General features: G+C 40.0%; 26 protein-coding genes. 7 read left to right on the top strand and 19 right to left on the bottom strand.

All coding sequences use genetic code 11. The features are described from left to right. The first annotated feature begins 69 nt into the window (after nucleotides 1-69). Together M3166_RS04505 and metC are read left to right on the top strand one after the other, a co-directional pair. Nucleotides 70-1,185 carry a methionine biosynthesis PLP-dependent protein gene (locus M3166_RS04505; protein WP_251687719.1) on the top strand — a complete coding sequence of 372 codons (1,116 nt, stop codon included), beginning with the start codon at nucleotides 70-72 and terminating at the stop codon, nucleotides 1,183-1,185. Then, complete coding sequence (gene metC, locus M3166_RS04500; protein WP_251687717.1) at nucleotides 1,182-2,345, top strand: cystathionine beta-lyase; 1,164 nt, start codon at nucleotides 1,182-1,184, stop codon at nucleotides 2,343-2,345. The genes M3166_RS04505 and metC overlap by 4 nt, the downstream gene beginning before the upstream one ends. Before the next feature lie 55 nt (nucleotides 2,346-2,400). Here metC and M3166_RS04495 read toward each other — a convergent pair whose 3' ends face one another. After that, a complete protein-coding gene (locus M3166_RS04495) occupies nucleotides 2,401-3,138 on the bottom strand; it encodes a DUF4362 domain-containing protein (protein WP_251687715.1) in 738 nt (245 codons plus the stop codon). A 240-nt stretch (nucleotides 3,139-3,378) separates the two neighbouring features. Between M3166_RS04495 and M3166_RS04490 the strand changes: the two genes are divergently transcribed. Next, nucleotides 3,379-4,317 carry a ring-cleaving dioxygenase gene (locus tag M3166_RS04490; protein ID WP_251687713.1) on the top strand — a complete coding sequence of 313 codons (939 nt, stop codon included), beginning with the start codon at nucleotides 3,379-3,381 and terminating at the stop codon, nucleotides 4,315-4,317. A 13-nt stretch (nucleotides 4,318-4,330) separates the two neighbouring features. Continuing rightward, complete coding sequence (locus tag M3166_RS04485) at nucleotides 4,331-5,386, top strand: LLM class flavin-dependent oxidoreductase (RefSeq protein ID WP_251687710.1); 1,056 nt, start codon at nucleotides 4,331-4,333, stop codon at nucleotides 5,384-5,386. 149 nt (nucleotides 5,387-5,535) lie between these two features. Here M3166_RS04485 and M3166_RS04480 read toward each other — a convergent pair whose 3' ends face one another. The 14 genes from M3166_RS04480 to M3166_RS04415 all read right to left on the bottom strand — a co-directional run bounded on the left by M3166_RS04480 (nucleotide 5,536) and on the right by M3166_RS04415 (nucleotide 16,898). Then, complete coding sequence (locus M3166_RS04480; protein ID WP_435368072.1) at nucleotides 5,536-6,450, bottom strand: 3-hydroxyacyl-CoA dehydrogenase; 915 nt, start codon at nucleotides 6,448-6,450, stop codon at nucleotides 5,536-5,538. 133 nt (nucleotides 6,451-6,583) lie between these two features. Then, the gene (gene ssuE, locus M3166_RS04475; RefSeq protein ID WP_251687706.1) at nucleotides 6,584-7,117 is read right to left on the bottom strand and encodes an NADPH-dependent FMN reductase; all 534 of its coding nucleotides are present in this window, start codon (nucleotides 7,115-7,117) and stop codon (nucleotides 6,584-6,586) included. Between the two features lie 12 nt (nucleotides 7,118-7,129). Continuing rightward, nucleotides 7,130-8,452: an LLM class flavin-dependent oxidoreductase gene (locus tag M3166_RS04470; RefSeq protein ID WP_251687704.1), complete on the bottom strand. Its 1,323-nt coding sequence runs from the start codon at nucleotides 8,450-8,452 to the stop codon at nucleotides 7,130-7,132. Between the two features lie 11 nt (nucleotides 8,453-8,463). Then, complete coding sequence (locus tag M3166_RS04465; RefSeq protein WP_251687702.1) at nucleotides 8,464-9,591, bottom strand: LLM class flavin-dependent oxidoreductase; 1,128 nt, start codon at nucleotides 9,589-9,591, stop codon at nucleotides 8,464-8,466. A gap of 12 nt (nucleotides 9,592-9,603) precedes the next feature. Then, a complete protein-coding gene (locus M3166_RS04460; RefSeq protein ID WP_251687700.1) occupies nucleotides 9,604-9,975 on the bottom strand; it encodes a chemotaxis protein CheY in 372 nt (123 codons plus the stop codon). A 15-nt stretch (nucleotides 9,976-9,990) separates the two neighbouring features. Continuing rightward, complete coding sequence (locus M3166_RS04455) at nucleotides 9,991-11,289, bottom strand: O-acetylhomoserine aminocarboxypropyltransferase/cysteine synthase family protein (RefSeq protein WP_251687698.1); 1,299 nt, start codon at nucleotides 11,287-11,289, stop codon at nucleotides 9,991-9,993. A gap of 15 nt (nucleotides 11,290-11,304) precedes the next feature. After that, complete coding sequence (locus M3166_RS04450) at nucleotides 11,305-11,796, bottom strand: redoxin domain-containing protein (RefSeq protein ID WP_251687696.1); 492 nt, start codon at nucleotides 11,794-11,796, stop codon at nucleotides 11,305-11,307. Continuing rightward, the gene (locus tag M3166_RS04445) at nucleotides 11,793-12,146 is read right to left on the bottom strand and encodes a FixH family protein (RefSeq protein WP_251687694.1); all 354 of its coding nucleotides are present in this window, start codon (nucleotides 12,144-12,146) and stop codon (nucleotides 11,793-11,795) included. Before M3166_RS04445 ends, M3166_RS04450 begins: the two co-directional genes overlap by 4 nt. Further along, entirely contained in the window at nucleotides 12,143-12,913 is a 771-nt protein-coding gene (locus tag M3166_RS04440) for an ABC transporter permease (protein ID WP_251687692.1), read from the bottom strand. The genes M3166_RS04445 and M3166_RS04440 overlap by 4 nt, the downstream gene beginning before the upstream one ends. A 13-nt stretch (nucleotides 12,914-12,926) precedes the next feature. Next, nucleotides 12,927-13,997, bottom strand: a complete 1,071-nt coding sequence (locus M3166_RS04435) for an ABC transporter substrate-binding protein (protein ID WP_251687691.1) — start codon at nucleotides 13,995-13,997, stop codon at nucleotides 12,927-12,929. Between the two features lie 12 nt (nucleotides 13,998-14,009). After that, the gene (locus M3166_RS04430) at nucleotides 14,010-14,885 is read right to left on the bottom strand and encodes an ABC transporter ATP-binding protein (protein ID WP_251687689.1); all 876 of its coding nucleotides are present in this window, start codon (nucleotides 14,883-14,885) and stop codon (nucleotides 14,010-14,012) included. A gap of 4 nt (nucleotides 14,886-14,889) precedes the next feature. After that, the gene (locus M3166_RS04425) at nucleotides 14,890-16,029 is read right to left on the bottom strand and encodes an acyl-CoA dehydrogenase family protein (protein ID WP_251687687.1); all 1,140 of its coding nucleotides are present in this window, start codon (nucleotides 16,027-16,029) and stop codon (nucleotides 14,890-14,892) included. A gap of 259 nt (nucleotides 16,030-16,288) precedes the next feature. Beyond that, nucleotides 16,289-16,507: a hypothetical protein gene (locus M3166_RS04420; protein WP_251687684.1), complete on the bottom strand. Its 219-nt coding sequence runs from the start codon at nucleotides 16,505-16,507 to the stop codon at nucleotides 16,289-16,291. 22 nt (nucleotides 16,508-16,529) lie between these two features. Further along, a complete protein-coding gene (locus M3166_RS04415; RefSeq protein WP_251687682.1) occupies nucleotides 16,530-16,898 on the bottom strand; it encodes an SLAP domain-containing protein in 369 nt (122 codons plus the stop codon). Between the two features lie 111 nt (nucleotides 16,899-17,009). Here M3166_RS04415 and M3166_RS04410 point away from each other — a divergent pair, with 111 nt between their 5' ends. Continuing rightward, a complete protein-coding gene (locus tag M3166_RS04410) occupies nucleotides 17,010-17,393 on the top strand; it encodes an SET domain-containing protein (RefSeq protein WP_079526970.1) in 384 nt (127 codons plus the stop codon). Nucleotides 17,394-17,414: 21 nt separating this feature from the next. Here M3166_RS04410 and M3166_RS04405 read toward each other — a convergent pair whose 3' ends face one another. After that, nucleotides 17,415-18,164, bottom strand: coding sequence for an alpha/beta hydrolase (locus M3166_RS04405; protein WP_251687680.1), 750 nt, complete (start codon nucleotides 18,162-18,164; stop codon nucleotides 17,415-17,417). Between the two features lie 156 nt (nucleotides 18,165-18,320). Here M3166_RS04405 and M3166_RS04400 point away from each other — a divergent pair, with 156 nt between their 5' ends. Beyond that, nucleotides 18,321-18,884 (top strand): copper resistance CopC family protein, encoded by a 564-nt coding sequence (locus tag M3166_RS04400; protein ID WP_251687678.1) that lies wholly within the window; start codon nucleotides 18,321-18,323, stop codon nucleotides 18,882-18,884. Continuing rightward, a complete protein-coding gene (locus M3166_RS04395; protein ID WP_251687676.1) occupies nucleotides 18,881-19,960 on the top strand; it encodes a copper resistance D family protein in 1,080 nt (359 codons plus the stop codon). Before M3166_RS04400 ends, M3166_RS04395 begins: the two co-directional genes overlap by 4 nt. 61 nt (nucleotides 19,961-20,021) lie before the next feature. On the opposite strand, the gene M3166_RS04390 is transcribed toward M3166_RS04395, so the two are convergent. The 3 genes from M3166_RS04390 to M3166_RS04380 all read right to left on the bottom strand — a co-directional run bounded on the left by M3166_RS04390 (nucleotide 20,022) and on the right by M3166_RS04380 (nucleotide 23,013). Beyond that, on the bottom strand, nucleotides 20,022-20,747 hold the full coding sequence (locus tag M3166_RS04390) for a TspO/MBR family protein (protein WP_251687674.1): 726 nt from the start codon (nucleotides 20,745-20,747) through the stop codon (nucleotides 20,022-20,024). A gap of 111 nt (nucleotides 20,748-20,858) precedes the next feature. Next, on the bottom strand, nucleotides 20,859-21,491 hold the full coding sequence (locus tag M3166_RS04385; protein ID WP_251687672.1) for a LysE family translocator: 633 nt from the start codon (nucleotides 21,489-21,491) through the stop codon (nucleotides 20,859-20,861). Between the two features lie 325 nt (nucleotides 21,492-21,816). After that, the gene (locus M3166_RS04380; protein WP_251687670.1) at nucleotides 21,817-23,013 is read right to left on the bottom strand and encodes a DUF2812 domain-containing protein; all 1,197 of its coding nucleotides are present in this window, start codon (nucleotides 23,011-23,013) and stop codon (nucleotides 21,817-21,819) included. Nucleotides 23,014-23,159: the final 146 nt, after the last annotated feature.

The raw sequence follows: 23,159 nt of genomic DNA, 5'->3' as shown, positions 1-23,159 counted from the left end.
TCATGATAAATTGATGTAATACTCGATTCATTCGAAATGTTTAGTAAATTCATGTAAGGAAGTGTATTCATGTCACAACGTTCAATTGAAACAAAATTAGTACAGCTCGGAAATTTAAGTGATGCCAAAACAGGTGCGATCAACCCGCCGATCTATATGTCGACAGCATATCAGCATACGGGCATTGGTGAATCGACAGGCTATGATTATACACGTACAAAAAATCCAACTCGTACAATCCTTGAACAAGGAATCGCAGAGCTGGAAAACGGCGATGCTGGATTTGCCTGCAGTTCCGGAATGGCGGCAGTACAACTTGTCATGTCCTTATTTAAACCGAACGATGAATTAATCGTTCCGGAAGATTTATATGGCGGAACATATCGTCTATTCAAAACATTTGCGGAAAACTATAATATTAAACCGGTTTATAATCCGTTTACTAATGTTGAAGAAGTTGAAAGGTTAATCAATGAAAATACGAAAGCATTGTTTATCGAAACTCCGACAAATCCGTTAATGCAGGAAATCGATCTTGTGGAATATGCGGCTTTGGCAGAAAAACACAACTTATTGCTAATTGTTGACAATACATTCTACACTCCTTATTTCCAGCGTCCTCTTGAATTAGGTGCACACATTGTTTTACATAGTGCAACAAAATATATTGGCGGACATAATGATGTATTGGCAGGTCTAGTCGTAGCAAAGGGTGCTGAATTATGTGAAAAGTTAGCATTCTACCATAACGGGATTGGTATGGTGCTTTCGCCGATGGATTCATGGTTGCTCATTCGCGGACTGAAAACATTGCATTTACGTTTAAAACAGCATGATGCGAATGCAAAAAAAGTGGCGAAATACTTAGCCGATGAACCTCTCGTGACAGATGTACTGTATACAGGAAAAGGCGGTATGCTGTCTTTCCGTGTCAAAGATTCGTCAATGGTCAACCCGTTTTTAAAAGGTATCAAACTGATTACATTTGCAGAAAGTCTTGGCGGCGTTGAGAGCTTTATTACTTATCCTGCTACTCAAACACATGCCGATATGCCATATGATGAACGTGTTGCACGAGGTGTTTGTGACCGATTACTTCGTTTCTCGGTAGGTATTGAAGAAGCAGAAGATTTAATCGCTGACTTAAAGCAAGTTTTCGATTCGTTACGAGGTGAATTTGCATGACAAACCGCATTGAAACAGCATTAGTTCATGGGGCGATCCGTGAAGGCTATGCCGATAAAAAAGGTGCTGTAAACGTACCAATGTATTTATCATCGACTTTCCATCAGGAATCGATCGATGAATTTGGTGAATATGATTATGCTCGTTCGGGAAACCCGACACGTGCCGCATTGGAAAAAGCGATTGCCGAACTTGAAGGCGGTAATCGAGGTTTTGCATTTGCAACTGGTATGGCAGCTGTATCAGCTTGCTTTATGATTTTATCTGCAGGCGACCATATTGTCATTACCGAAGATGTTTACGGTGGTACGTACCGTTTCGTTACAAAAGTATTGCCGCGCTACGGGATTACCCATACATTTGTGGACTTTACAGATACTGAAGCAGTAAAAGCAGCTGTACGTCCTGAAACGAAATTAATTTATATGGAAACACCTTCGAATCCTACATTAGGCATCACGGATATTCGTGAAGTAGTTGAAATTGCAAAACAACACGGTGCACTCACGTTTTTAGATAATACGTTCATGACACCGCTGCATCAAAAACCGCTCGAATTAGGTGTCGATGTTGTGATTCATTCCGCAACGAAGTTTTTATCAGGACATTCCGATATAGTAGCGGGCCTTGTAGTAACAAAAGATGAAGCGCTGGGCAATGAAATATATTTCGTTCAAAATTCATTCGGTTCTGTACTAGGTGTGCAGGATTGCTACACATTAATTCAAAATATGAAGACGACGGCTGTACGTTTTAACGAGGAATCACGTGTTGCAATGCGCATCGCACAATTTTTACATGCACATCCGTTAGTGGAAAAAGTCTATTATCCTGGACTCCCTACTCACCCGGGGTTTGAAATTCATGCAGCACAGGCAACTTCAGCGGGTGCGGTCTTATCGTTTAGTTTACCGAATTATGAGATTGCAAAAGCTTTTGTCGAAGCGATGAAAATTCCGGTATTTGCGGTTAGTCTTGGTGGTGTTGAATCAATTTTATCGTACCCTGCCAAAATGAGTCATGCAGCGATGGAGCCCGAAGAACGTGCAAAACGCGGAATTACTGATGGTTTGCTGCGCTTTTCAGTCGGATTGGAAAATGAAGATGATCTGATAGAAGATTTTACACAGGCATTGGAAATCGCCAGTAAAATTAAATAGTTTGAAGGCCGACATAATTTCCTAATACGGATTTTGTCGGCTTTTTGTTATGTGCTTATTCACTTATTACCGATAATAAATTGATTTCAAAGCCTCCTTCACATGATTTAAAATTATAATCAGTTAAAGAACCTGTAACATCTTTACTTAATTTATCACATGTATAATTTTCAGTATTTTTACTTCCAAAATTATCTTCTCGATTATCGACTTCGATTTTATATTGCCCTTCTTGAAAATCAACTTTCCAGTAAATTGGTGCCCCCTCAATCGTATAGCGCGTCATCTCCAATGATGTTTGTTTGTTTTCGTCGGTAGCTTTTAAAAACTGATGGAATAACTCCAAATTTTCCACCTGACCATGTTGATCAATTACACGATTCTTCCCCATTATGTTTTGTTGAAGCAAATCTTTAAAAGGTTTTCCGAATTTCCCTTTTAATTTACCAAACCCCTCTGATTTAAAATTGCTCATTATAGTCATCGAGTTGTCTTCTTCAAACCAGATTTGATATTCGTTAATACGTTCGGGCATGTTTTGTTCAACTTCAATAAATAGACTTAAAAGAAGATCTTCATGCGTTGCCATTTTAGCTTCAGTATTCGGCTGCCAATCTACTTTCGATAAATAACTACTGATTTCTTCCAGTTCTTTTGGATCGTGTATTATTATTTCTTCGGCAGCTGAGTTTTTAACGTTAATGACGGCCCATTCAAGCGTTTCTGATAGCTGCCCATTATCATTACATCCGACTAATAGAAGCAGCAAGCCAAATGCGAGTAATCCCTTCAATAAATCCCCACCTCTAACTGATTATTTTTTATACAGAACAATTTTTGAATTCTATTATTAATAGACGTATAAAAAGGTAAATAGTTACAATAAATATTTATTTCGAATTCGAGATATTTTCCTTGTCGTCGAATTAGTTGAGTAGTAAAGTAATAGGAAACAAATTTCTTGATTAATTGCCTTTTTGAAATGTTGTTCAATGAAGATACAGCACTGTAAATAATTATTGGAGGAATGAACATGTATACAATTCCAGGACATCATCATATTTCGATGATTACAAAAAATGCACAGCAAAACAACAAATTTTACCGAGATATTTTAGGATTACGCCGTGTTAAAGTGACGGTCAATCAGGATGACACATCAATGTACCACCTTTTTTATGGTGATAAAACAGGCAGTCCGGGTACAGAGCTTTCGTTTTTCGAGATTCCGTTAGTTGGACGCACTCACAGAGGCACAAATGCCATTACAAAAATCTGTTTGATTGTACCAAGCGTCGATAGCCTTCAGTATTGGGCAAAACGTCTGGATGAATTTGGCGTTAAACATGAAGACATTACAACATTTACAGGTCGCCCTGCCCTCCTTTTTGAAGATGAAGAAGGTTTACGTTTGGCACTTATAGCTGCACCAAATACGAAAGCAGGACATTGGGAAACGTATGAAAAATCCCCTGTTCCGGTTCAACATCAAATTCAAGGGATGGGAACTGTTGAAATAACCGTGAAGAATAAAGGAAAACTGGTTCGAACATTAACAGAAATTTTTGGTTTTGAATTGAAAACGCAAGATGAAACAACTGCCCTGCTCCAATCAATCGGTGATGAAATGTTTGGGGAGATATACATTATCGAACAGGAAGGACCTTCGGAAAAACCTGGTCGCGGCAGTATTCACCATTTGGCCATCCGTGTGAAAAATGATGAAGAACTGTCGTATTGGGATGAGCAAGTAAAAGCTCGAGGTTTTATGTCCTCGGGTATTGTCGACCGCTTTTATTTTAAAAGCTTATATTTCCGTGAATCGAATGGAATCTTATTCGAAATTGCGACGGATGGACCAGGATTTTTACGCGACGGCGATGTGACATCGCTCGGTGAACAATTGGATTTACCGGATTTTTTGGAACAACAGCGTGAAGAAATTACAGCAAAATTGAAGCCTATTTTATAAGGGGGCAATAATCATGGAACAATATCGAATCAATGAAAAAAATGGGATGGAGTTTGGACTATATACGTTAGGTGACCACATTCCAAACCCTTTAACAGGGTCACGCATCCCTGCGCAGCAGCGCATTCAGGAAATCATCGAAGCGAGCCAATTAGCGGAACAGGCAGGAATTGATGTATTTGCAGTCGGTGAAAGTCATCAGCAATATTTCACTACACAGGCTCATTCAGTCGTACTCGGTGCAATTGCACAGGCAACGAAAAGCATTAAACTGACAAGCTCTGCGACCGTGTTAAGCGTAGCGGATCCAGTCCGTGTTTACGAGGATTTTGCGACAATCGATCTAATTTCGAATGGCCGTGCAGAAATCGTTGCAGGTCGCGGTTCACGGGTCGGCGCACATGAACTGTTCGGGGTCAGTCTACGTGACTACGAGGAAATTTTTGAGGAAAAACTCGCTCTGTTAAAACAGTTAAATGATAATTCGGTTGTAAACTATAACGGCAAATTTCGTCCGACTTTAAAGGATGCACATATTTTACCTCAGCCTTTAAATGGTTCGATTCCGATTTGGCGGGCTGTTGGCGGTCCTCCCGGCAGTGCGATAAAAGCCGGCTATATGGGCATTCCCATGATGCTGACTACTTTAGGCGGACCTTCGATAAACTTTAAAGCTTCTGTTGATGCATACCGCGAAGCAGCAGATCGCAGTGGTTTTGATGCAGCATCTTTACCGATTGCAACGACGAGTCTGTTTTATGTTGCGGAAACGGAAAAAGAGGCGGTCGATGGGATGCACCCGCATTTAAGCAGCGGTTTCCAGGCGATTCGCGGTCAAGGCTATCCGCGCTGGCAAGTGGAACAGGCACCGCAAGTGGAAGATGCACTCATGGTCGGCAGTCCGAACCAAATAATCGAAAAGATACTGTACCAATACGAATTGTTCGGCATGCAACGCTTCATGGCCCAAATCGATTTTGGCGGTGTACCGTTTGACAAAGTAATGAAAAATATCGAACTGATCGGTAACGAAATCATCCCAGCGATTAAAAAATATACGGCGAAATAACATAAAACCCATCCATTTTCTTTGAATTAAATGGATGGGTTTTTGCGATAATACCTATACAGAATCAGCATTCATCCGGTTCAACAAAAAAACCGTGAAGTATGAATTCCTTCACGGGATAGAATTGGTTGTTATCCATACTTTTGGTATTAATTCGATTTTAAAAAGTCTGGATCCATATAGGCCGGATTCGGGTATTTGTAGAAACCTTCGCCTGTTGAAACGCCCATTTTACCATGATCAATCATTTCGCGTTTAATTTTTTCTGCCACTAGTTTTGCTGTTGGATCATGTTCTGCGCGCATTAAGTTTAAATTATACGGTGTCTCCATCCCTACGATGTCGTATATTGCAAATGGCCCGCGTGGTGATCCTGTTGAAACCATCCAGTTTTTATCGATTGTATGCGGATCTGCGATATCTTTTACCCAAAGCTCCATTGCCGCAGATAAAAATGGTACTAATAATGAATTAAGAATATAGCCAGGCTGCTCTTTTTTCAGCACAAAAGGAATCATGCCGATATTACGTGCAAAATCTGCCACTTGTTCAACATACTGCATATCTGTTCCAGGATGTCCCATTACTTCCGCCGTATTGTTTTGCCAAATAGAGTTCGCAAAGTGTAATGCCAGGAACTTTTCCGGGCGGCCCGTAAACTCGGCGAATTGACTTGGTAATAATGTTGAGGAATTGGAAGCAAAAACTGTTTTTTCAGGTGCCACTTTCCCAAGGTTTTCATAAAAATCCTGTTTGATTTCTATACGTTCCGGCACTGCTTCAATAACGATATCTGCATCTTTTGTTGCTTCTGTTAAATCAGTGTAAAACTGAAGACTGTCAGACGCTTTTTCAGCACGGCCAACGTCTTGAAAATATTCGCCATATGTTGTTTTTAATGTGGCCATTCGCTGTTTTGCCTTAGTAATTGCCTCTTCATTAATATCATAAACATTTACTTCAAATCCGAAAAATGCGGATTGGAATGCAATTTGACTACCTAAAACACCGCTTCCTGCAATTGTTACCTTTTTATACTTCATAGGAACCTCTCCTTTTAAAATAAACTCAATCCACAGTGAGTATTCCCGGTTTTGCCGTAAATAAAAAGCAGTTACTTCATAAATTGACAATGAGTTAGAGTTATTCATTCAATAAAAAACCCCCGCGAAGGAATGACTCTTCGCGAGGTCCATTTTATACAGTTACTTTACTTTTGGGTGCAACACTTTCCCACACCTTTTCGATGCGTTCTTTTGCTGCTTCCTCTAATGTAAAGCCATTGTCAGTTTTCGTTACTTGTGAGTCAACGATATAAATCGGACTAGAAATTGTAGTCGCCCCTAAAATCGAAAGGACCGGCTTCAATGAATATTCCAGTGCCAACAAGTGTGCGATTGACCCGCCGATTGCAACTGGTACGACAATTTTGTTTTCCAGCCCTTTTTGCGGCAGTAAATCGATGAATGTTTTCAAAATGCCAGTATAGGAACCTTTATAGATCGGTGTAAGGAAAAATACGATATCGGCCTCTCCTACTTTGACAATTTCTTCAGCAATCGCTTCACTCGCATAGTTTGCAGTAATTAAGTCTTCTGCAGGCAACTGATGAACCTGAATTGTTTCATGAGAAATGCCCTGCTGCTCAAGCAATGATTCAATTGATTGCTGAACGCCTGTTAATCGGGATGTCACACTGTTTCCCCCATTAATTAAAATCGCTTTTGTCATGATTCACTCCTCCTAAATATTTTGTAAAGTATAACGGGATGGGACTTGTTTTAACCCTAAATTTTCACGTAGTGTCTTACCTTCATATTCTGTACGGAATACCCCGCGCTTTTGAAGCTCCGGAATAACTAAATCAATAAAATCGGTAAAACCGCCCGGGAAATACGGAGGCATTAAGTTGAAGCCATCCGCAGCTTCCTGATCTACCCACTCTATTAACTGATCAGCTATTTCACTTGGTGAACCGAAAATAATGCGATGACCACGTGAACCGGCGATACGTAAATACAGCTCACGAATCGTCAGATTTTCACGTTCCGCCAGTTCGATGATCAGCTGCTGACGGCTACGGTTACCGTTTGTCGGAGGAATATCTTTCGGCAATGGGCCATCCAGGTCATGTTGTGACAGATCTACACCTAAATAGTCTGCTAAAAAGTCCAGGCCAATTTCCGGTGTAATTAACTGTTGCAGTTCCTCATATTTGGCGTAGGCCTTTTCTTTCGTTTCCGCCACGTAAATCGATACGCCCGGCATGATTTTAATATCATCACGGTCACGGCCTGCAGCAACTGCCTTGTCTTTCAGTTTTTTATAAAATTGTTGTGCGTCTTCAAGCGTCTGCTGTGCTGTAAAGATAACATCCGCTTGTTGTGCAGCAAGTGTCGTACCGGCTTCCGATGATCCTGCCTGTACTAAAACCGGTCTTCCTTGAGGCGGACGCGATGAATTTAACGGACCGCGTACAGCGTAATATTCACCTTTATGGTTTAACGTGTGCAGCTTCCCTTTTGTAATATATTCACCCGTCTGTTTATTGCGTGCCAATGCATCATCTTCATAAGAATCCCATAATCCTTTAACTACTTCGACAAATTCTTCTGCCCGTTCATAGCGTAGAGAATGATCCAGATGCTGATCCTTGTTAAAGTTGCTCGCTTCTGCTGAATAGTAACTTGTTACAATATTCCATGCAGCACGCCCGCCGCTTAAATGGTCAAGCGATGAAAACTTACGTGCGATATGGAATGGCTCATTGTATGTTGTTGAAGCAGTAGCTGTTAAACCGATATTTTTAGTCACTGTTGATAAGACACTTAGTAATGTAAGTGGTTCAAAGCGAACTTGTTCTGCCGGGTGTGAAAGCTCGTTAAAAGATAAACCATCACTTAAGAACAGCATATCCAATTTCCCTTGCTCCGCTTTTACAGCAACTTCTTTAAAAAACTCGACATTTTCGCTTGCGTCAGCCTGTGCATCCGGATGACGCCATGAAGCGATGTGATGCCCTGTACCCATTAAAAAGACGCCTAATTTCATTTGTTTTTTCGTCATTTACGTCCCTCCTACACTAACTGTTCTTCGCGTTTAGCCAATATTTCATGAACGAGTGGAATGACCTTTTCGCCAATCTCTTCAATTACTTCCAAGTGCGGGAAACCGCGTAACAACACTTTGTCGAAGCCTAAATCAACGAACTCCACGATGCGCTCCGCTACCTGCTGTGGCGTACCGACAAGCGCAATCGAGTTGCCGGATAACACTTGTGTTAACCCTGCCCAAATATTCGGTGCGATCACGAAATTATTGTCTTTTGACTCAAGCATCAACTGATGAAGGCGGCTCACACCTACTGCTCCGTTGCTAACTGTATTAGCATGTTTTGCTTCCAATACTTCCGGGTCCACTTGGCTAATAATTTTGTTAGCATTTTCAAACGCAACTTCTTCTGTTTCACCCAATACAACCTGGAATGAAACACTGTATGAAAGATCGCGATTTTTTTCTTTTGCCAGTTTAACTACCGTTTCCAGCTCTTCTTTTGTCGTTTCCAATGTTTCGCCCCAAAGCATGTAGACGTCAGCCACATCTGTTGCGACATCTTTTGCAATCGGTGATGAACCACCGAAGAAAATCGGAGGTGCATTTTTAACAGGCAATGGTAAGTTCGCTCCTTTTAATGTGTAGAACTCGCCATTATAATCAAACGTTTCCCCGTTAAACAGGCGTTTTAAAATTTCAATATACTCACGTGTACGCTTGTAACGATCAGTATGTGATAAGAAGTCCCCGTCATTTTCTAGTTCCTTTGGCGCTCCGCCAGTTACGACATTGACAAATACACGGTTATTCGTCCAGTAGTTGACTGATGAATACTGTTTTGCCAGTTGTGTAGGCGCAGTAGACCCAGGTCGAACAGCAATCAGGTAATTCAATGTCTTCGTATGTGCAGTCAAATGCGATGCGGCAACCAATGAATCTACACAGCTTCCGCCAATCGGTAACAATAATGTCGAGAAGCCTGCTTTTTCAGCAGCCTGTGCCACTTTTGTAATATAATCTACAGATGGTTCACGATCCGAATCAACACCGACACCTGACCATGTTTGTGCACCTTTATTTGACGTTTGGTTTCCTACATATTCACTATCGCCTGAAGTTGGCGCCATCGTAATAAACTCTACTTTTGTCATTTTAATTCCCCCTTATTTTGTAACCGGTGCACTTGCTACTACTTCATCAGCCGGTAATTCGTTTGATTGTTGAATTATGTCTGATTTCAACTGTTCTGCCACCTGTGCAAATGATTGATTTGCCGGAATGTTAATAAACGAAATTTGCTCTTCCTGTGCTTTTTTGTAAGATAATTCGCAGAAAGTTTCAGGCGGTGCAACAAAAGTTGTCGCCCCCAGTTCAATTGCTTTACGTAATGTTGCGCCACGACGTCCTTCTGTTAAATCAAGTGCCGGATTACGCAAATCTTCTACAGTATGGTCCTGCTGAATAATACGTAAAATTGTTCCTTCCACAATCGGTGTTACTATACCTTCATCATTTACTACAACTGCAATTGCCATGTTAAAATCCCCCTGTTATTTTGTTATTTGAGCAACTTCGGCAGCTTTTTGTAAGCTTTGTGCCAAGTCGTTTTTAATATCTTCAATGTCTTCCAAACCAATTGATAAACGGATCAAACCCGGTGTTACACCACTTGCCAATTGCTGTTCCGGTGATAGTCGTGAGTGCGATGTACTTGCCGGATGGATGACAAGTGACTTCGAGTCGCCAACATTTGCAACATGTGAAAGTAGCTGAACATTATTAATAAATGCCTTTGCTGCTTCTAGTCCGCCTTTGATACCAAAGCTGAATATTGACCCCGCCCCTTTTGGTAAATACTTCTCTACTAAATTGTTTGGATCATTTCCAGGTAGTGTCGGATAATTTACCCATTCCACTAAATCATGCTCTGCTAAATATTCAGCTACTGCCTGTGCGTTTACAACATGCTGACGAACGCGCACTGCCAGTGATTCAAGACCTTGAATAAAAAGCCATGCATTGAATGGTGATAATGTGGCGCCTAGATCATGCCCCAGCTCAAAACGTGCCTTCGTAATGAATGCTTTTTCTCCAGCAGCTTCAACAAATGAACGATTGCCAATTAATTCATTCGGTTCCACGAAGCTTGTGAATCGAGGCGCTTTCCATTCAAATTTACCGCCATCAATTATCGCACCGCCTAATGATGTTCCGTGACCGCCGATAAATTTCGTTGTAGAATGTACAACGATATCTGCTCCAAATTCAATCGGTTTTGATAAGTAAGGTGTCGCAAATGTATTATCAACAATAAGCGGGACATCATGGCGATGGGCTACTTGTGCCAATCCTTCAATATCTGCAATTTGCAAACTCGGATTGCCAATTGTTTCAGTGAATACGGCGCGTGTTTTATCATTGATTGCTGCTTCAACTTCTTGTAAGTCAGATCCTTCGACAAAGCGTACCGTTACACCGAAGCGAGGCAAAGTCTTAGAAAACAATGTATACGTGCCGCCATAAAGGGCGTTCGTTGCTACAATTTCATCGCCTGCCTGTGCGACAGTCAGTACAGCAATTAAGATTGCCGCCTGTCCGGAAGCGACCGCAAATCCTCCGACACCGCCCTCCAATGCAGCAAGACGCTCTTCAAATACAGCATTTGTCGGGTTGGCATTTCGCGAATATAAATAGCCGCTTTCCTGTAATTTAAACAAGTTTGCCGCATGTTCCGTGTCATCAAATACATACGAAGTTGTCTGATACAGCGGAACTGCACGCGAGCGTGTTACCGGGTCAACTGTCTGACCTGTATGGAGAGCAATTGTTTCCTGGTTAAAAAATGTCATATGAAAGATTCTCCTTTAATAAAGAAATTTTTGGGTAAGTGTAAGCAATTCTTGTTCTGTCAGTTCACCTTTTACGGTGTGTACTACTTTTCCATCTTGCAAAAATAACGTCGTCGGCAAAGTTAAAATTTTATAGTTTTCTTTCAGCTGCCCTTTACGGTCTAACAGAATCGGAAAAGGCAAATCGAATTTCGTTAAGTATTGATTGACCAGCCTTGTCGGTTCTTCCACATTGACTGCATAAAGCTCAATGTTATGTGACTGAAGTGTTTCATACGCCGCTTTAAAGGCGGGCATTTCCCTTTCACATGGGGGGCAGTAAGTTGCCCAGAAGTTAAGGATATAGTTGCCTTCATCCGGAATGGCAAATTGCTCACCGGAAGTTGACTGGAGCACAATTTCCTCAGTTTTCGCTTCTGCCTTCTGTTTGGACGTATTTGAAATAATGGCATAGCTTAGTGCGACTATCAGGACCGTGGATAATGATAACTGGACCCATTTTCTCAATTCAGCTTCACCTCGATTTCAGGCATTTCGTGCTGTTCCCCATAACTAACATGTGAAATCACTTTATAAGTGCCGGTACCGTCAAAGCTCGTTTCGATCGTAAACTTCCCGTCCCCGCTAGTATCTGGTGTCACGGAACCAATGGCATTGCCGGTTGGATTGATCAGTTCGAATTCAATTTCCACATCGTTTTGAATTGGTTCACCGTTGTACGTTACGGTTGCTGTGATCGTTACAGGTTCGAATGCTTCGAGCTCAGATTTACTGGCATTTAATGTTACATCGAGCGTTTCATTTGCTTGTGCACTACAGCCGGTAAGCAGTAGCACTGTAAGTAAAAGTCTTTTCATTTACCATCAGCCTTTAAATTTGTCCAGAACAGCAGGCGTTTTTTTAATTTTTCAAATGCGATCATGATAGCGACAATTATAATACTGTTAAAAATAATGCCTGCAAGCACGTAATGATATTGTGAGAAGTCACTGTAATACTGGATGAAAAAGCCCATTCCTGATGAAGCACCGAACATTTCGGCGATCGTTAAAATCAGGAAGCTCATACCAAGTGATGTACTCGCACCACTTAAAATATGGGGTGCACTTGCGGGCAACACGACTTTCAGTAAAAACGTTGGTCCTTTTAAACCAAGAGATTTCGCATTGTCAAGATAATGCTTTTCAATCAGCAGCACGCCATGAATCGTTCCTAAAAATACTGGCCAAAATGCGCCGATAAAAATAAGAGACATCGAAGCTGTTTGGAAAGTCGGTAAAATTGCAATGACATATGGTATGAACAGCGTTGGCGGAATCGGACTTAGTGCATGAAAGTAAGGCATTAATATTTCACGTGACCGTTTGTTCAATCCGAAAAACAGACCGCCTACAATACCTGTCACTAAAGCTCCGAAGAACCCTGGTATCAGTAGTTTCATCGAGCTCACAACACCGGTTAATAGCTCCCCGATTTTCGCGGAAAATGACTCAACGACCGTTAGAGGCTGCGGGAATATTACCGGATTGATCCATGTCGCATATTTTGTGACAAGTGCCCAAACCGCAATAAATATTATTCCTATCAAAATAGTAAGATTATAGCGTTTAAAAAATGTGAGCATTCCATCCCACCCCTTAAATGTTTTGTTCATTAAAACGAACGAGCTGATCTTTGTAATAAGCATCATCCGGATATTGTTCGATTAACTCAGTTAATGCTTTTTCGTATAGATCGATATTTACATATTCGTTTACATCAATATCATCCACATTTTCAACATAGCCGATTTCTTTCATTTGCTCCCACATTTGAACGACTTTCTCTCTGCTTGGGTCAGAAGAATAATTCGAGTGGCTGTCGTTTACAATCGTATTAATTACTTTCTCATCGACTTTCATATACTCTTTCGCTGCAGTTACTGCTGATTGCGGATCTTCAATCTTTTTACGTTCAGCGCGAATAAGTGCCTTTAAGAAACGTTTATATGCTTCCCCGTCTTCTTCCGCCAATAATTCCGAGCGTGTTACAACACGACAGCATACATGCCCTTCCTGTAAATCATTGCTCCATGCAACTGCTTCAAGACCCATATCAACTGCTTGTGCGTAGAATGAGTTTGCCGATACTGCAACGTCCACTTTTCCTGATGCTACCGCTTCAAGCAGCATACTACCTGTTTTGAATTCAACAATTTCCAGATCTTTTTTCCAGTCGATACCTGCATCTTCAAGCGCAGAACGGAAAACGATATCCGATGTAAAGATCCTGATCGTTCCAACTTTTTTTCCTTTATAGCTTTCAAGTGAAGTATATTGCCCCGCGTTTTCCTTTTTCGTTAAAATCGGGTGTCCGCCCTCCAAATGCCCTCCAATAATGGAGAAATCCGAGCCGTTTGCGATAAACGTTAAGGGGCCAGCTGTACCGAATGTTAATCCGACATCAATTTTCCCCGCCTGCAGTGCATTCAGTCCGTCTGCCGAGTTTGCAAAGCCAACACGATTGACCGTAATATGTTCTTCTTCAAAATAGCCTTCCTGATGAGCAATGTCGACAAGTGTTCCACCTGCAGACTGACTTAAACCAACCGTGATTTCATAATCGTCAGAGGCTGCCCCTTTTGAAATTTGTTTATCATCTCCGCATGCAGCAAGTAAACCTACTGTTAAAGCGAGTGAAGCAATCCATTTCTGATTTGTTTTTTTCATTCAACGATCCTCCTATATTCCTGCGCCATCTGCTATTTCTGTTTTTAAACTATTGACGATCTGTTCGTTCATCTCATTTAAAAGGGATTCACGAAATGCACGGAACTCCTTGTTTTCAAATAGTTTTTGACGATCCGTCCCTTTTTTCTCAATCGGTACTTGAATGCTTTTCGTCACCGCCCCGTTTTTCCCGGGAGCAAAGATGACAATACGGTCCGCCAAATAAATGGCTTCGTCAACATCATGTGTAACAAATACGACTGTACGTTTTTGTTCGGCACTAATTTGAACAAGCAGATCCTGCAGTTGAATACGTGTGACAGGATCCAAAGCGCCAAATGGTTCATCCATCAGCAGTAAATCCGAACCGTAGCTTAATGCACGCGCAATGGCTGCACGCTGTTTCATACCACCTGACATTTGGCCAGGGTATTTTTTTACGGCATGCCCTAAATGGACAAGTGTCAAATATTGCTCTGCGATATGTGCCAGCTCTTTTTTCGGCATTTTTTTATTACGCTGTTTTAATGCAAGCATGACATTCGCCTGTGCCGTCAGCCATGGAAATAAGGAATAATCCTGGAAAACGACTCCGCAGTCAGGGTGAGTTTCCTTTACGGATTTACCGTTTATTTCGATATTGCCATTTGAAAATGGTTCAAGCCCTGCCATCATTCTGAGCAATGTACTTTTCCCGCATCCGGAAGGTCCCATAAATACGAGAAACTCGCCATCTTGCACTTCAAGCTGAATATTGTTTAAAATTTTTGTCGTCGCATCATAACTGAAATCGATATTCTGGACTTTAATCTTCGTTTTTTTCTTAGTACTATCTTTCGTAGATATAGGGGTTTGTTGTGGCACTGGACGTTCCAATAATTGAACCATGTACTCACTCTCCTAACAGAAATTTTCTACCTAATGATTGGATCGATGTATCAACCGGAACATGCAGTGTCATCGTCCGCAAATTACGCCAATAGCGGTCAAACCCATAACGGCCTGCAGTAGCGCGGCTACCCATCACTTCGAAAATTTTTGATGTAATATCGAGCCCTACTTGCGTTGTGAAAATTTTCGCTGTTTGCAATGCATCATCAAGATCACTGCGATGCTTAGGGGTAATCTTTTCAGGTTCATCCCAAAGCTCCTGTAATAATTGATCCGCTTTTTTCACAACCAGGGTTGCTGCTTCTACCTGTACGTAAAACTGGCCGTAATGATGCTGGATAATCGGATCTTCAATCGCCGAAGTCTGTGTAACGGCGCGCGGTCTTGTTTGCTCTCTTGTATATGTAAGCGCTGATTGAAGAGCACCTTCTGAAATCCCTAAATAAACATGGTTTAAAATAAAAGTAGCGATATTCAGACGCAGCTGTGAAAACTCGCTTGCGTAAAAGCCTTGCTGCAACACTTCTTCATCATGTACTTCAACATCGTTGAAAAGAATCGTTCCACTGTCTGTCTGGCGTTGCCCCATATTGTCCCAATCGCCTTTTATATCTACACCTATCCGTTTACTAGGAATAACGACCAATAATGGCTCATCCTGCTCTTCTACTAACGCCGATACTAATAATACATCCGAATCGACACTACCAGAACAGAACGTTTTTACGCCGTTTAACAAATAGCCTGTTGTTGTTTTTTCAGCCTTCAGTTGAATAGCCACCGGGTTGAACGCATTCCCCCAAAAATAATTGTGCTTGGCTGTTTCGCGATAATAAAATTCCTTTTGCTCTTGTGAACCACATAAATGCGGTGTAACAAGATTGATAAAATGATAGCCTATAACATGTGCCAGTGAACTATCCGCACGTGCAATCGTCCGAACGACTTGAAACACATCATACCAATTCCCACCTAAACCACCGTATTCTGTCGGAATTAAAAGTTTCAAAAGTCCGCTTTCGCGAATTAGATCTCGCTCAGTTTTAGCATTGCCTCCAATTTTATCTCTTTCTACTGCTGTTTGTTCAAACTGTTCGGCAAGCTTTTCCGCGATTTCATCAATATGTGCAACTGCTCCCATAACACCTCTCCTTTACTAGTTATAGAATTTTCTTGCAATTCAGTATTCTTAATTCGTTAGTTTACAGATGCATGTATTTAAAGTCAATAGTTAATTTGAATAATTCATACTGGAATAGTATGCTTTTAGCGAATTAACGTAAAAAACCGCATTTATTTGTATTTTTTTACAAATTAATTGTGTGATTTATAGGGTGATTTCGAAGTTAGAAGAAGAAAAAACCACTATTTCCATAGCGGTCTTTTGGTTTTTGGCATGTTTAGTAATGCATGACTTGATAATAAACAACAATTTGATAAATCGCCGGTACAATTAATGCAATCGCCAAAGAGATGACTGCACCCCACTTCGATTGTGTCATTAATCGATCATTGTCGATTTTCAAGTGCTGTAAAAATGACAGTGTAAAATATAACGCACTGACTAAAAAGATAGGGGTTACGAATGTGAGCCAAATTCCTGCATTCATTTCATGCATCGATTCCTTCACCTCAATCTCATTATATTTCAATATCCATCTGTTTTATTTCTGTGAATTGAAAATTAATACTTTCGTCGAAAATAAAAGTCCACGGCATTGAACAATAAGGAGGAATTTCAAGTGCATCCATTGTAAAATTTTGAGCAATTTTCCCCGCTTCTGTTATAATACTTACTTCCCTATTATGGAAATTAAGTTGTTGATCAGTCCGGTTATGAATAAGCGTTGTAATGAGCAGCTGTTTTCTATGATTCATGGCCGTTCGAATTACGTAACAGGAAATATGCTCATCCTGTTCTTTTGTTTTTTGAAAAGCTTGTTCGATTAATAATCGGTCCTGATCTGAAATCGTTTTATCCCATGCAGCTTCAAATTGCAGTTTTTGCATGAACTTCACCCCTTCAATGAATAATTTATGTAAATAAGCAATAAAACAACCTTTCTTCTATAATACATGTTACAGTAGGAAAGAATCTTAAAAGTTAGAAGGCGAAAAAATATGATCGAAGTAAAGAATTCCCCGATAAGTGATGGGGAATATAATCGCGGTATTTTTGCGATTAATGCAATTCCTAAAGGAACGTTATTCCACCAAGCACCGGTACTAAGCTATCCAAATGAGCAGCATGAACATATTGAAAAAACAAATCTTGCAGATTATGCGTTTGAATTTGGCATTGGCCGTTCTGCAATCCTATTGGGCTACGGAATGCTATTTAATCATTCATATGAGCCGAATGCCACGTATGAAATTAATTTCGACAACGAAACATTCGATTTCTTTGCTTATAAAGATATTGAAGCCGGTGAAGAGATTTTTATTAATTATAATGGCGATGTAGATGATAATGACCCACTATGGTTTAACAACGAAGAAGAATAACAATGGGGAGCTGTCTAAAAATTAGACAGTTCCTTTTTCTATTCCTTCGATAAAGCGAATGATATCTTCCGTCAGTAATTGGCGTTCTTTTCCTAATGTAATAAGATGACCACTGTTGTCGTATTGTTTTTTCGTAATGACGTTGCTAATTGCATTCTTTTCAATCATGTCAATGCTTTGATGGAAAACCGGCTCGTCCAGCATACCTTTTGCCAAGAAAAGAGGCTGTTTCAGCAAATGAAGCTGTTTGCCTGTTTCAACGATAAACTGCTGCAGCGCAATCAGTTTTCCGGCAGGTCTTGGGAAGTGATTATCTAAAAACGCTTGCAGTTCCTGTTCAGAGCTTCCTCTATTTTGTAAATACCTCTTGGAATAATAGACGACACGCTGTTCCAAACCTTCCACTGGCCGCTCCAATACTGGTGAAGAAATAATACATAAAGCTTTCACTTCAGGGAATTCATTTGCCAGTCTTATTCCAAGTACACCACCTAATGACTGGCCAATTACTGTAATCGCTTCATATTTTTCATCGATTAAAAACTGTACTGCTTGTCTGCTATGTTCCCATACGCGTTTCATAGAACTTGCAAATAATTGTTCCGGTGATGCTCCGTGCCCTGCCAGATTTGGCGCATAACTCGTATACCCTTTACTATGAAGCATTTTTGCCAAATAGTGCATCTCCTTCGCATTGCTCGTAAAACTATGTAAAAGCAGAACGGCCTGTTTATGTCCTTTTAAATAAATATCCTCGACAAACTGTTGCATGTTAATCCCCTTTTCATTTGTGACAATATTATAGCATAATAATTCTCTGTTACTGTCATTTCCTCAAGTTTAAAAAGCGGAAACAGTGCATTTGTTTTATTGTTCGGCTACAATATGGTTGAACAAAAAAACATATGAAAGGAGAATCATATTAATATGAGAACAATATTATTATCGATTCTTGCTGCACTATTTTTAGCTGTACCGAGCGCAGCAGCACATACGTATTTAGACACGACTAATCCCGAGGATGGAGCAGTTGTAACTGAACCGTTGCAGTCGATTGAACTTACATACGCCGGGAGAATTGAAGTAGGCAGTACATTTAACGTCATTTCAAGTAACGGTGAAGAAATAGAAACAGTATCGATGGATTTAGTCGATGGTGTATTGACGGGTACTTTTGAAAATCCATTACCAAATGATGACTATACCGTTGAATGGAATAGTATTAGTGCAGATGGCCACCCATTGTCAGGTCAATTTTCCTTTACGGTTGATGCACCTGTAGCAGAAGAACCGGCCGAAGAAGAAGTTACAGAAGAAAATGAAGAGCAAGCGGAAGTAGACGAAACGGTAGAAAACAACGTAGCGGAAACGACTGCGGCAGATAATGAAGAAACATCAAACGATACATTACTATACATCATTGGAGCCCTTTTACTTCTTATTATAATAGTAAGTATTTTCACTATTGCAAGACGGAAAAATACAAAATGATGTCATTGACAATTTTTAGTCAATTTTTACTTTATGTGAGTTTAGCTCTTCTTATGGGAACATTTATCTTATACTGTATCCCTGAAACAATTCGCCCAAAAATCGATATTTCAGCCAAGTGGCTTATTGTTAGTGCGGTCATTTTGCCGATTGTCACATTTGTACCGAATATTCAATTGCTGACAATTTTGACACCACAGTTCGGCTTCATCGAATCATTGGGCATGCTCCTTTTGAAATTTAAAGTTGGCCATTCATGGCTCGCGGTCGTTGGCTTTACGATTATTTTGCTTATAATGATTCGCCAGTTTATGAAAAAACCTTCGAAGCTTATATCGGTCATGTCAATTTTTATTTTAATCGCCATTATGACGGCAATTGGCTATATTAGTCATGCAGGTTCGATGACAGGCATTGTCGGATCGGCATTGGATTTTGTTCACCTTCTAGCTGTCAGTGTATGGCTCGGCATCTTAGTTCTGATGAGCTTTTTCTCAAAAGATGCGCAAAACTGGGATGCCTTTCTGAAGTGGTTCTCCCCCGTGGCACTCGTAGCTTTTACGGCAGTTGCATTAACAGGTGTCCTTATGACTGACACAATCGTGCCGGGCTATGTGACAAGCTGGTCGAGCAATTATGGACAGTTTTTGTTCATTAAGCATGTTCTGCTCGTACCTTTGACTGTTATTATTTTGGCAAACAGTCTGCTCATTAAACTGAAGATGGACAAGCCATTATTTGAACCGCGTACGTGGGTACGAATCGAAACAGTTTTGCTCGTAATGATATTATTCATTACAGCGCTCTATAGTGAACAACAGCCCCCGAGTTTTTATGTTCAGGAAATTTCTCCGTTTTTTGAAATGTTCTACCGTAGCTCGATTGAAGCTGGCATGCGCGGGTATTTACAAATGACGGGTATCGGGTTAGGATTTTTCCTGTTGACTGCACTGTTCATCGCTCTTGTCATCGTAAGTTATATTAAACAGCTGCCGGTTGTTGTATCGGCTGCCATGACTTTTGCGCTGGCATTATGTTTTTACATGGGCTTTATGTCGATTGTGTTCTTTAAATAACGTCAAAAAATAAAGGGTTGTAGTAAAAGTCATTTCCGACTAATACTACAACCCTTATTCATTAGGCGAGCCTTTTTGTCTTCATACGCATATAGCGAACAAGCGCCGCGATGATTAATATTACTGTTAACACTATTGTACCGTTCTGCATTGTTGGTTCATCTGTTTTTACAGCAATACCGATGAGTGCCCAAACGATAACAAGAGTAAAGAAAATATCTTTTGAAACAGCAACCGCCAAATAACCGAGAATGACCGCAACCCCGACAAGTACGAATGATCCGATCACCTCTGATATCCCCAAATCGACTCCATGATGTTTTAAGACATAGCTTACATTAGCGATTGTCGCTACGGATATCCACGCTAAGTAAAATGAAAACGGAAAGCGTTCTGAAATACCTTTTTCCGTGTTTTTATACTGCAGGTAAATCGCAATGAGTGTAAATAACAAAAAGAACATTACAATAATGGATAGTATAAATTGTTCATAATGCCAGCTGAACAGCCAAGCAATATTAAATATACAGCTGATGATAAATAAAATACCTACTTTTCCTTTAAAACGATTGTCTTTCACTTTGCGGTATATCGTAATCAGCCATATGACAAGCAGTACATAAATTAACGACCAAATAGAAAATACGTAGCCTGCTGGTGTAAATAACACTTCTAATCGATTCGTAATTTCTGATGCCGTTTGCCCGTTTAAAGGCAGTGTATTGGATAGCGCATTTACTACGATTACAGCAATCATGGCTATCCACATTGTAATATACAAGCCCATTTTTCATCATCCTTTTTTCTAGAATTAGGGAACTATACCCTTCTTTAAAAAAGAATAAGCGGTAAATGGGCTATTGATTGTAAAGGTAATGTGATTTATGCAAAATTATTTTTAAGTCTGCTTTTCAAAGGCAAGTTTGATTCCAAAACCGATAAGAACAGCTCCAGTCAACGTTTCGATTACCGATTGTGTAGCAGGTTTTTTCATGAAATTGCGGATTTTGTTTAATAAAAAAACATAGAGCGCAAACCAAATAAATGTTAAAACAATATAGATGATTCCCATCGTCAAAAATGGCCAAAACGGTTCTGCGCCTTTAGATAGGAATTGCGGTAAAAACGTCAGGAAAAATACTGCTACTTTAGGGTTTGTGATATTCGTAATGAGTCCCTGCTTAAAATACGAATTGCCTTTAGCTTCAATTTCCGGAATGTCCGTCAATTCCTCTGAATCAGCTTTTTTAGCACGCATGCTCATCAATGTTTTTATACCCAAATAGCATAAATAGGCTGCTCCTACGTATTTCAACACTGTAAATGCCACGGCAGATTTTACGATAATCGCCGATAGCCCTGCCACCGCTGCAATTGTATGGACCGTTAATCCTGCGCAAGAGCCGACCATTGTTTGAAATCCGCCCTTTTGTCCGTTAACGATTGTATTTTTCGTAACGATAGCTGTATCAGGACCCGGCAATACAATCAGAAGAACACACGCAATGATAAAGAACACAACATTCTCCATTTACTCACCTTCATTTTCTGAATTTTTAAATATGGTAACATGTTCATCTGAATGAAGCTAGGGGAATTTATAGTTTAATGGATTGCTAGTGTGGCATTACTTGTATGCATTCTTATGATATGACCGGCAACTGATTTTATTAGAAGAATTTTATATTTATTAGAAAACTTCAATAGGTTATTAGCATTTTCCGAATGTTTATTTAAACATCTAAGAGCATTATTAGTACAATTGCCTTATAATTAGAAAATCGGTAACTTATTAGAAGATGTCAACTTGATATTAGATGATTTAAATATTTATTAGAATATTACTAGTGACTCCTTCAATCGTCAGCAAGTAATGCCATTTTCTCAGCAGCTTTCTCTATGATTACATCATCTTCAACCTGACCAGTATAATTGATATACATCACGGCCCGCCCCTTTACAAAGAGAAAATCTTTATGAAAAGAATTATCCCGAATCAGCAGTCGATCAAAAGCTGTGTGTTTTCTTTCTTTAAAACTTCTAGGTTCACTTCCATATGTATGCTTGATTATTAACTCATTAACTAATGAGCTAACATGGGAATGGAACCGTAACTTATAAACTTCCGATGAGATTGATGGTTGATATGCATGATTGGGATCGTACCATTCCCCTTCCTGAATAACGCCCATTTCTGTTGAATCATATTGGACAGAAGCAAAAATATTCCACTGTGATGAGTAGTTGCTTCCCAAATCCTCGCCTTCAAAGTAAAGTGGCTTCCTTTTAAGATGCGGCTGATTTTCAATGGAAGCTAGTCGGACAATTGGCAGCCCTGCATCTTCTTCTGTTAAAGGGCTTGTTTTCATACTCCATATTTGGTAAATCGGTATTAACACAAGAGTTAATGTAATTACTAATACTATGAAACTGTAGACAATACTTGACCGGTAAAAGTTTTCCCATGGTTTTTGTTGATCGTCTAATATCCCAGCTTTAAGTTCATTCCGCAAATGATTGATTCCAAATAAGCTTTTACCTATCGGAATTATTTGCATAAAACTAACAAACAATACTAATAATGGAGCAAGTGTATATCCATCTATCAGTTGCAAAACAGAAATATTTCCGTTTTCGAAAGATTTGACGAAGACCGTAGTGATTACAATAATCGCGATTAAATTAACTATAAAATTAAATAATGCTTTATTAAAAGCTTTTTTTGCTATTGAGATTTGCTCTTCCCGATCTATCGGAGGTTCACTAGCTTTACGATCAACCGGTGCCGCAAATACGTGAAAATTGCGGTCACTTGCAATATAATCCCAGCCGCTTTCTTCAAATAACCGGATTTTTTCACTCGATATATATTTGCTTTTCGCCAGTTCCAGCCGGTAATCCATTCGTTTGCGATCCCCTTTTTTAAACTTCGCAAAATGTGTGCCAATCTCATAAAAATGCAGCCCTTGCTCGGACATATCCGAAAACCAGCTTTCATGTTCCTTAATACGCCCGTACTGCCCGGGTCTTATTCTGCGTACTATTTCTGCCATCGCTCTCCCTCCTCATATGTCTGACCTAACAATAAAATAGAAGGGAATGTTTGTAAATAAATAATTAGAATCAGCAAACTATTTCAGCACTCTCTGACGCAATAAAGAATATTGAAAATGTTCACAGTAAAAAGGCAACCCTACCA

It is taken from the genome of Solibacillus isronensis (assembly GCF_023715405.1).
GTDB classification, from domain to species: Bacteria; Bacillota; Bacilli; order Bacillales_A; family Planococcaceae; genus Solibacillus; species Solibacillus isronensis_B.
This window is presented reverse-complemented; position numbering and strand designations above follow the sequence as displayed.

Bases quoted from the DNA above. Each gene is read 5' to 3' on its own strand.
- M3166_RS04505 (WP_251687719.1), top strand. From the start codon at position 70: ATGTCACAACGTTCAATTGAAACAAAATTAGTACAGCTCGGAAATTTA.
- metC (WP_251687717.1), top strand. From the start codon at position 1,182: ATGACAAACCGCATTGAAACAGCATTAGTTCATGGGGCGATCCGTGAA.
- M3166_RS04490 (WP_251687713.1), top strand. From the start codon at position 3,379: ATGTATACAATTCCAGGACATCATCATATTTCGATGATTACAAAAAAT.
- M3166_RS04485 (WP_251687710.1), top strand. From the start codon at position 4,331: ATGGAACAATATCGAATCAATGAAAAAAATGGGATGGAGTTTGGACTA.
- ssuE (WP_251687706.1), bottom strand. From the start codon at position 7,117: ATGACAAAAGCGATTTTAATTAATGGGGGAAACAGTGTGACATCCCGA.
- M3166_RS04470 (WP_251687704.1), bottom strand. From the start codon at position 8,452: ATGACGAAAAAACAAATGAAATTAGGCGTCTTTTTAATGGGTACAGGG.
- M3166_RS04465 (WP_251687702.1), bottom strand. From the start codon at position 9,591: ATGACAAAAGTAGAGTTTATTACGATGGCGCCAACTTCAGGCGATAGT.
- M3166_RS04460 (WP_251687700.1), bottom strand. From the start codon at position 9,975: ATGGCAATTGCAGTTGTAGTAAATGATGAAGGTATAGTAACACCGATT.
- M3166_RS04455 (WP_251687698.1), bottom strand. From the start codon at position 11,289: ATGACATTTTTTAACCAGGAAACAATTGCTCTCCATACAGGTCAGACA.
- M3166_RS04445 (WP_251687694.1), bottom strand. From the start codon at position 12,146: ATGAAAAGACTTTTACTTACAGTGCTACTGCTTACCGGCTGTAGTGCA.
- M3166_RS04440 (WP_251687692.1), bottom strand. From the start codon at position 12,913: ATGCTCACATTTTTTAAACGCTATAATCTTACTATTTTGATAGGAATA.
- M3166_RS04435 (WP_251687691.1), bottom strand. From the start codon at position 13,997: ATGAAAAAAACAAATCAGAAATGGATTGCTTCACTCGCTTTAACAGTA.
- M3166_RS04430 (WP_251687689.1), bottom strand. From the start codon at position 14,885: ATGGTTCAATTATTGGAACGTCCAGTGCCACAACAAACCCCTATATCT.
- M3166_RS04425 (WP_251687687.1), bottom strand. From the start codon at position 16,029: ATGGGAGCAGTTGCACATATTGATGAAATCGCGGAAAAGCTTGCCGAA.
- M3166_RS04420 (WP_251687684.1), bottom strand. From the start codon at position 16,507: ATGCATGAAATGAATGCAGGAATTTGGCTCACATTCGTAACCCCTATC.
- M3166_RS04415 (WP_251687682.1), bottom strand. From the start codon at position 16,898: ATGCAAAAACTGCAATTTGAAGCTGCATGGGATAAAACGATTTCAGAT.
- M3166_RS04410 (WP_079526970.1), top strand. From the start codon at position 17,010: ATGATCGAAGTAAAGAATTCCCCGATAAGTGATGGGGAATATAATCGC.
- M3166_RS04405 (WP_251687680.1), bottom strand. From the start codon at position 18,164: ATGCAACAGTTTGTCGAGGATATTTATTTAAAAGGACATAAACAGGCC.
- M3166_RS04400 (WP_251687678.1), top strand. From the start codon at position 18,321: ATGAGAACAATATTATTATCGATTCTTGCTGCACTATTTTTAGCTGTA.
- M3166_RS04395 (WP_251687676.1), top strand. From the start codon at position 18,881: ATGATGTCATTGACAATTTTTAGTCAATTTTTACTTTATGTGAGTTTA.
- M3166_RS04390 (WP_251687674.1), bottom strand. From the start codon at position 20,747: ATGGGCTTGTATATTACAATGTGGATAGCCATGATTGCTGTAATCGTA.
- M3166_RS04385 (WP_251687672.1), bottom strand. From the start codon at position 21,491: ATGGAGAATGTTGTGTTCTTTATCATTGCGTGTGTTCTTCTGATTGTA.
- M3166_RS04380 (WP_251687670.1), bottom strand. From the start codon at position 23,013: ATGGCAGAAATAGTACGCAGAATAAGACCCGGGCAGTACGGGCGTATT.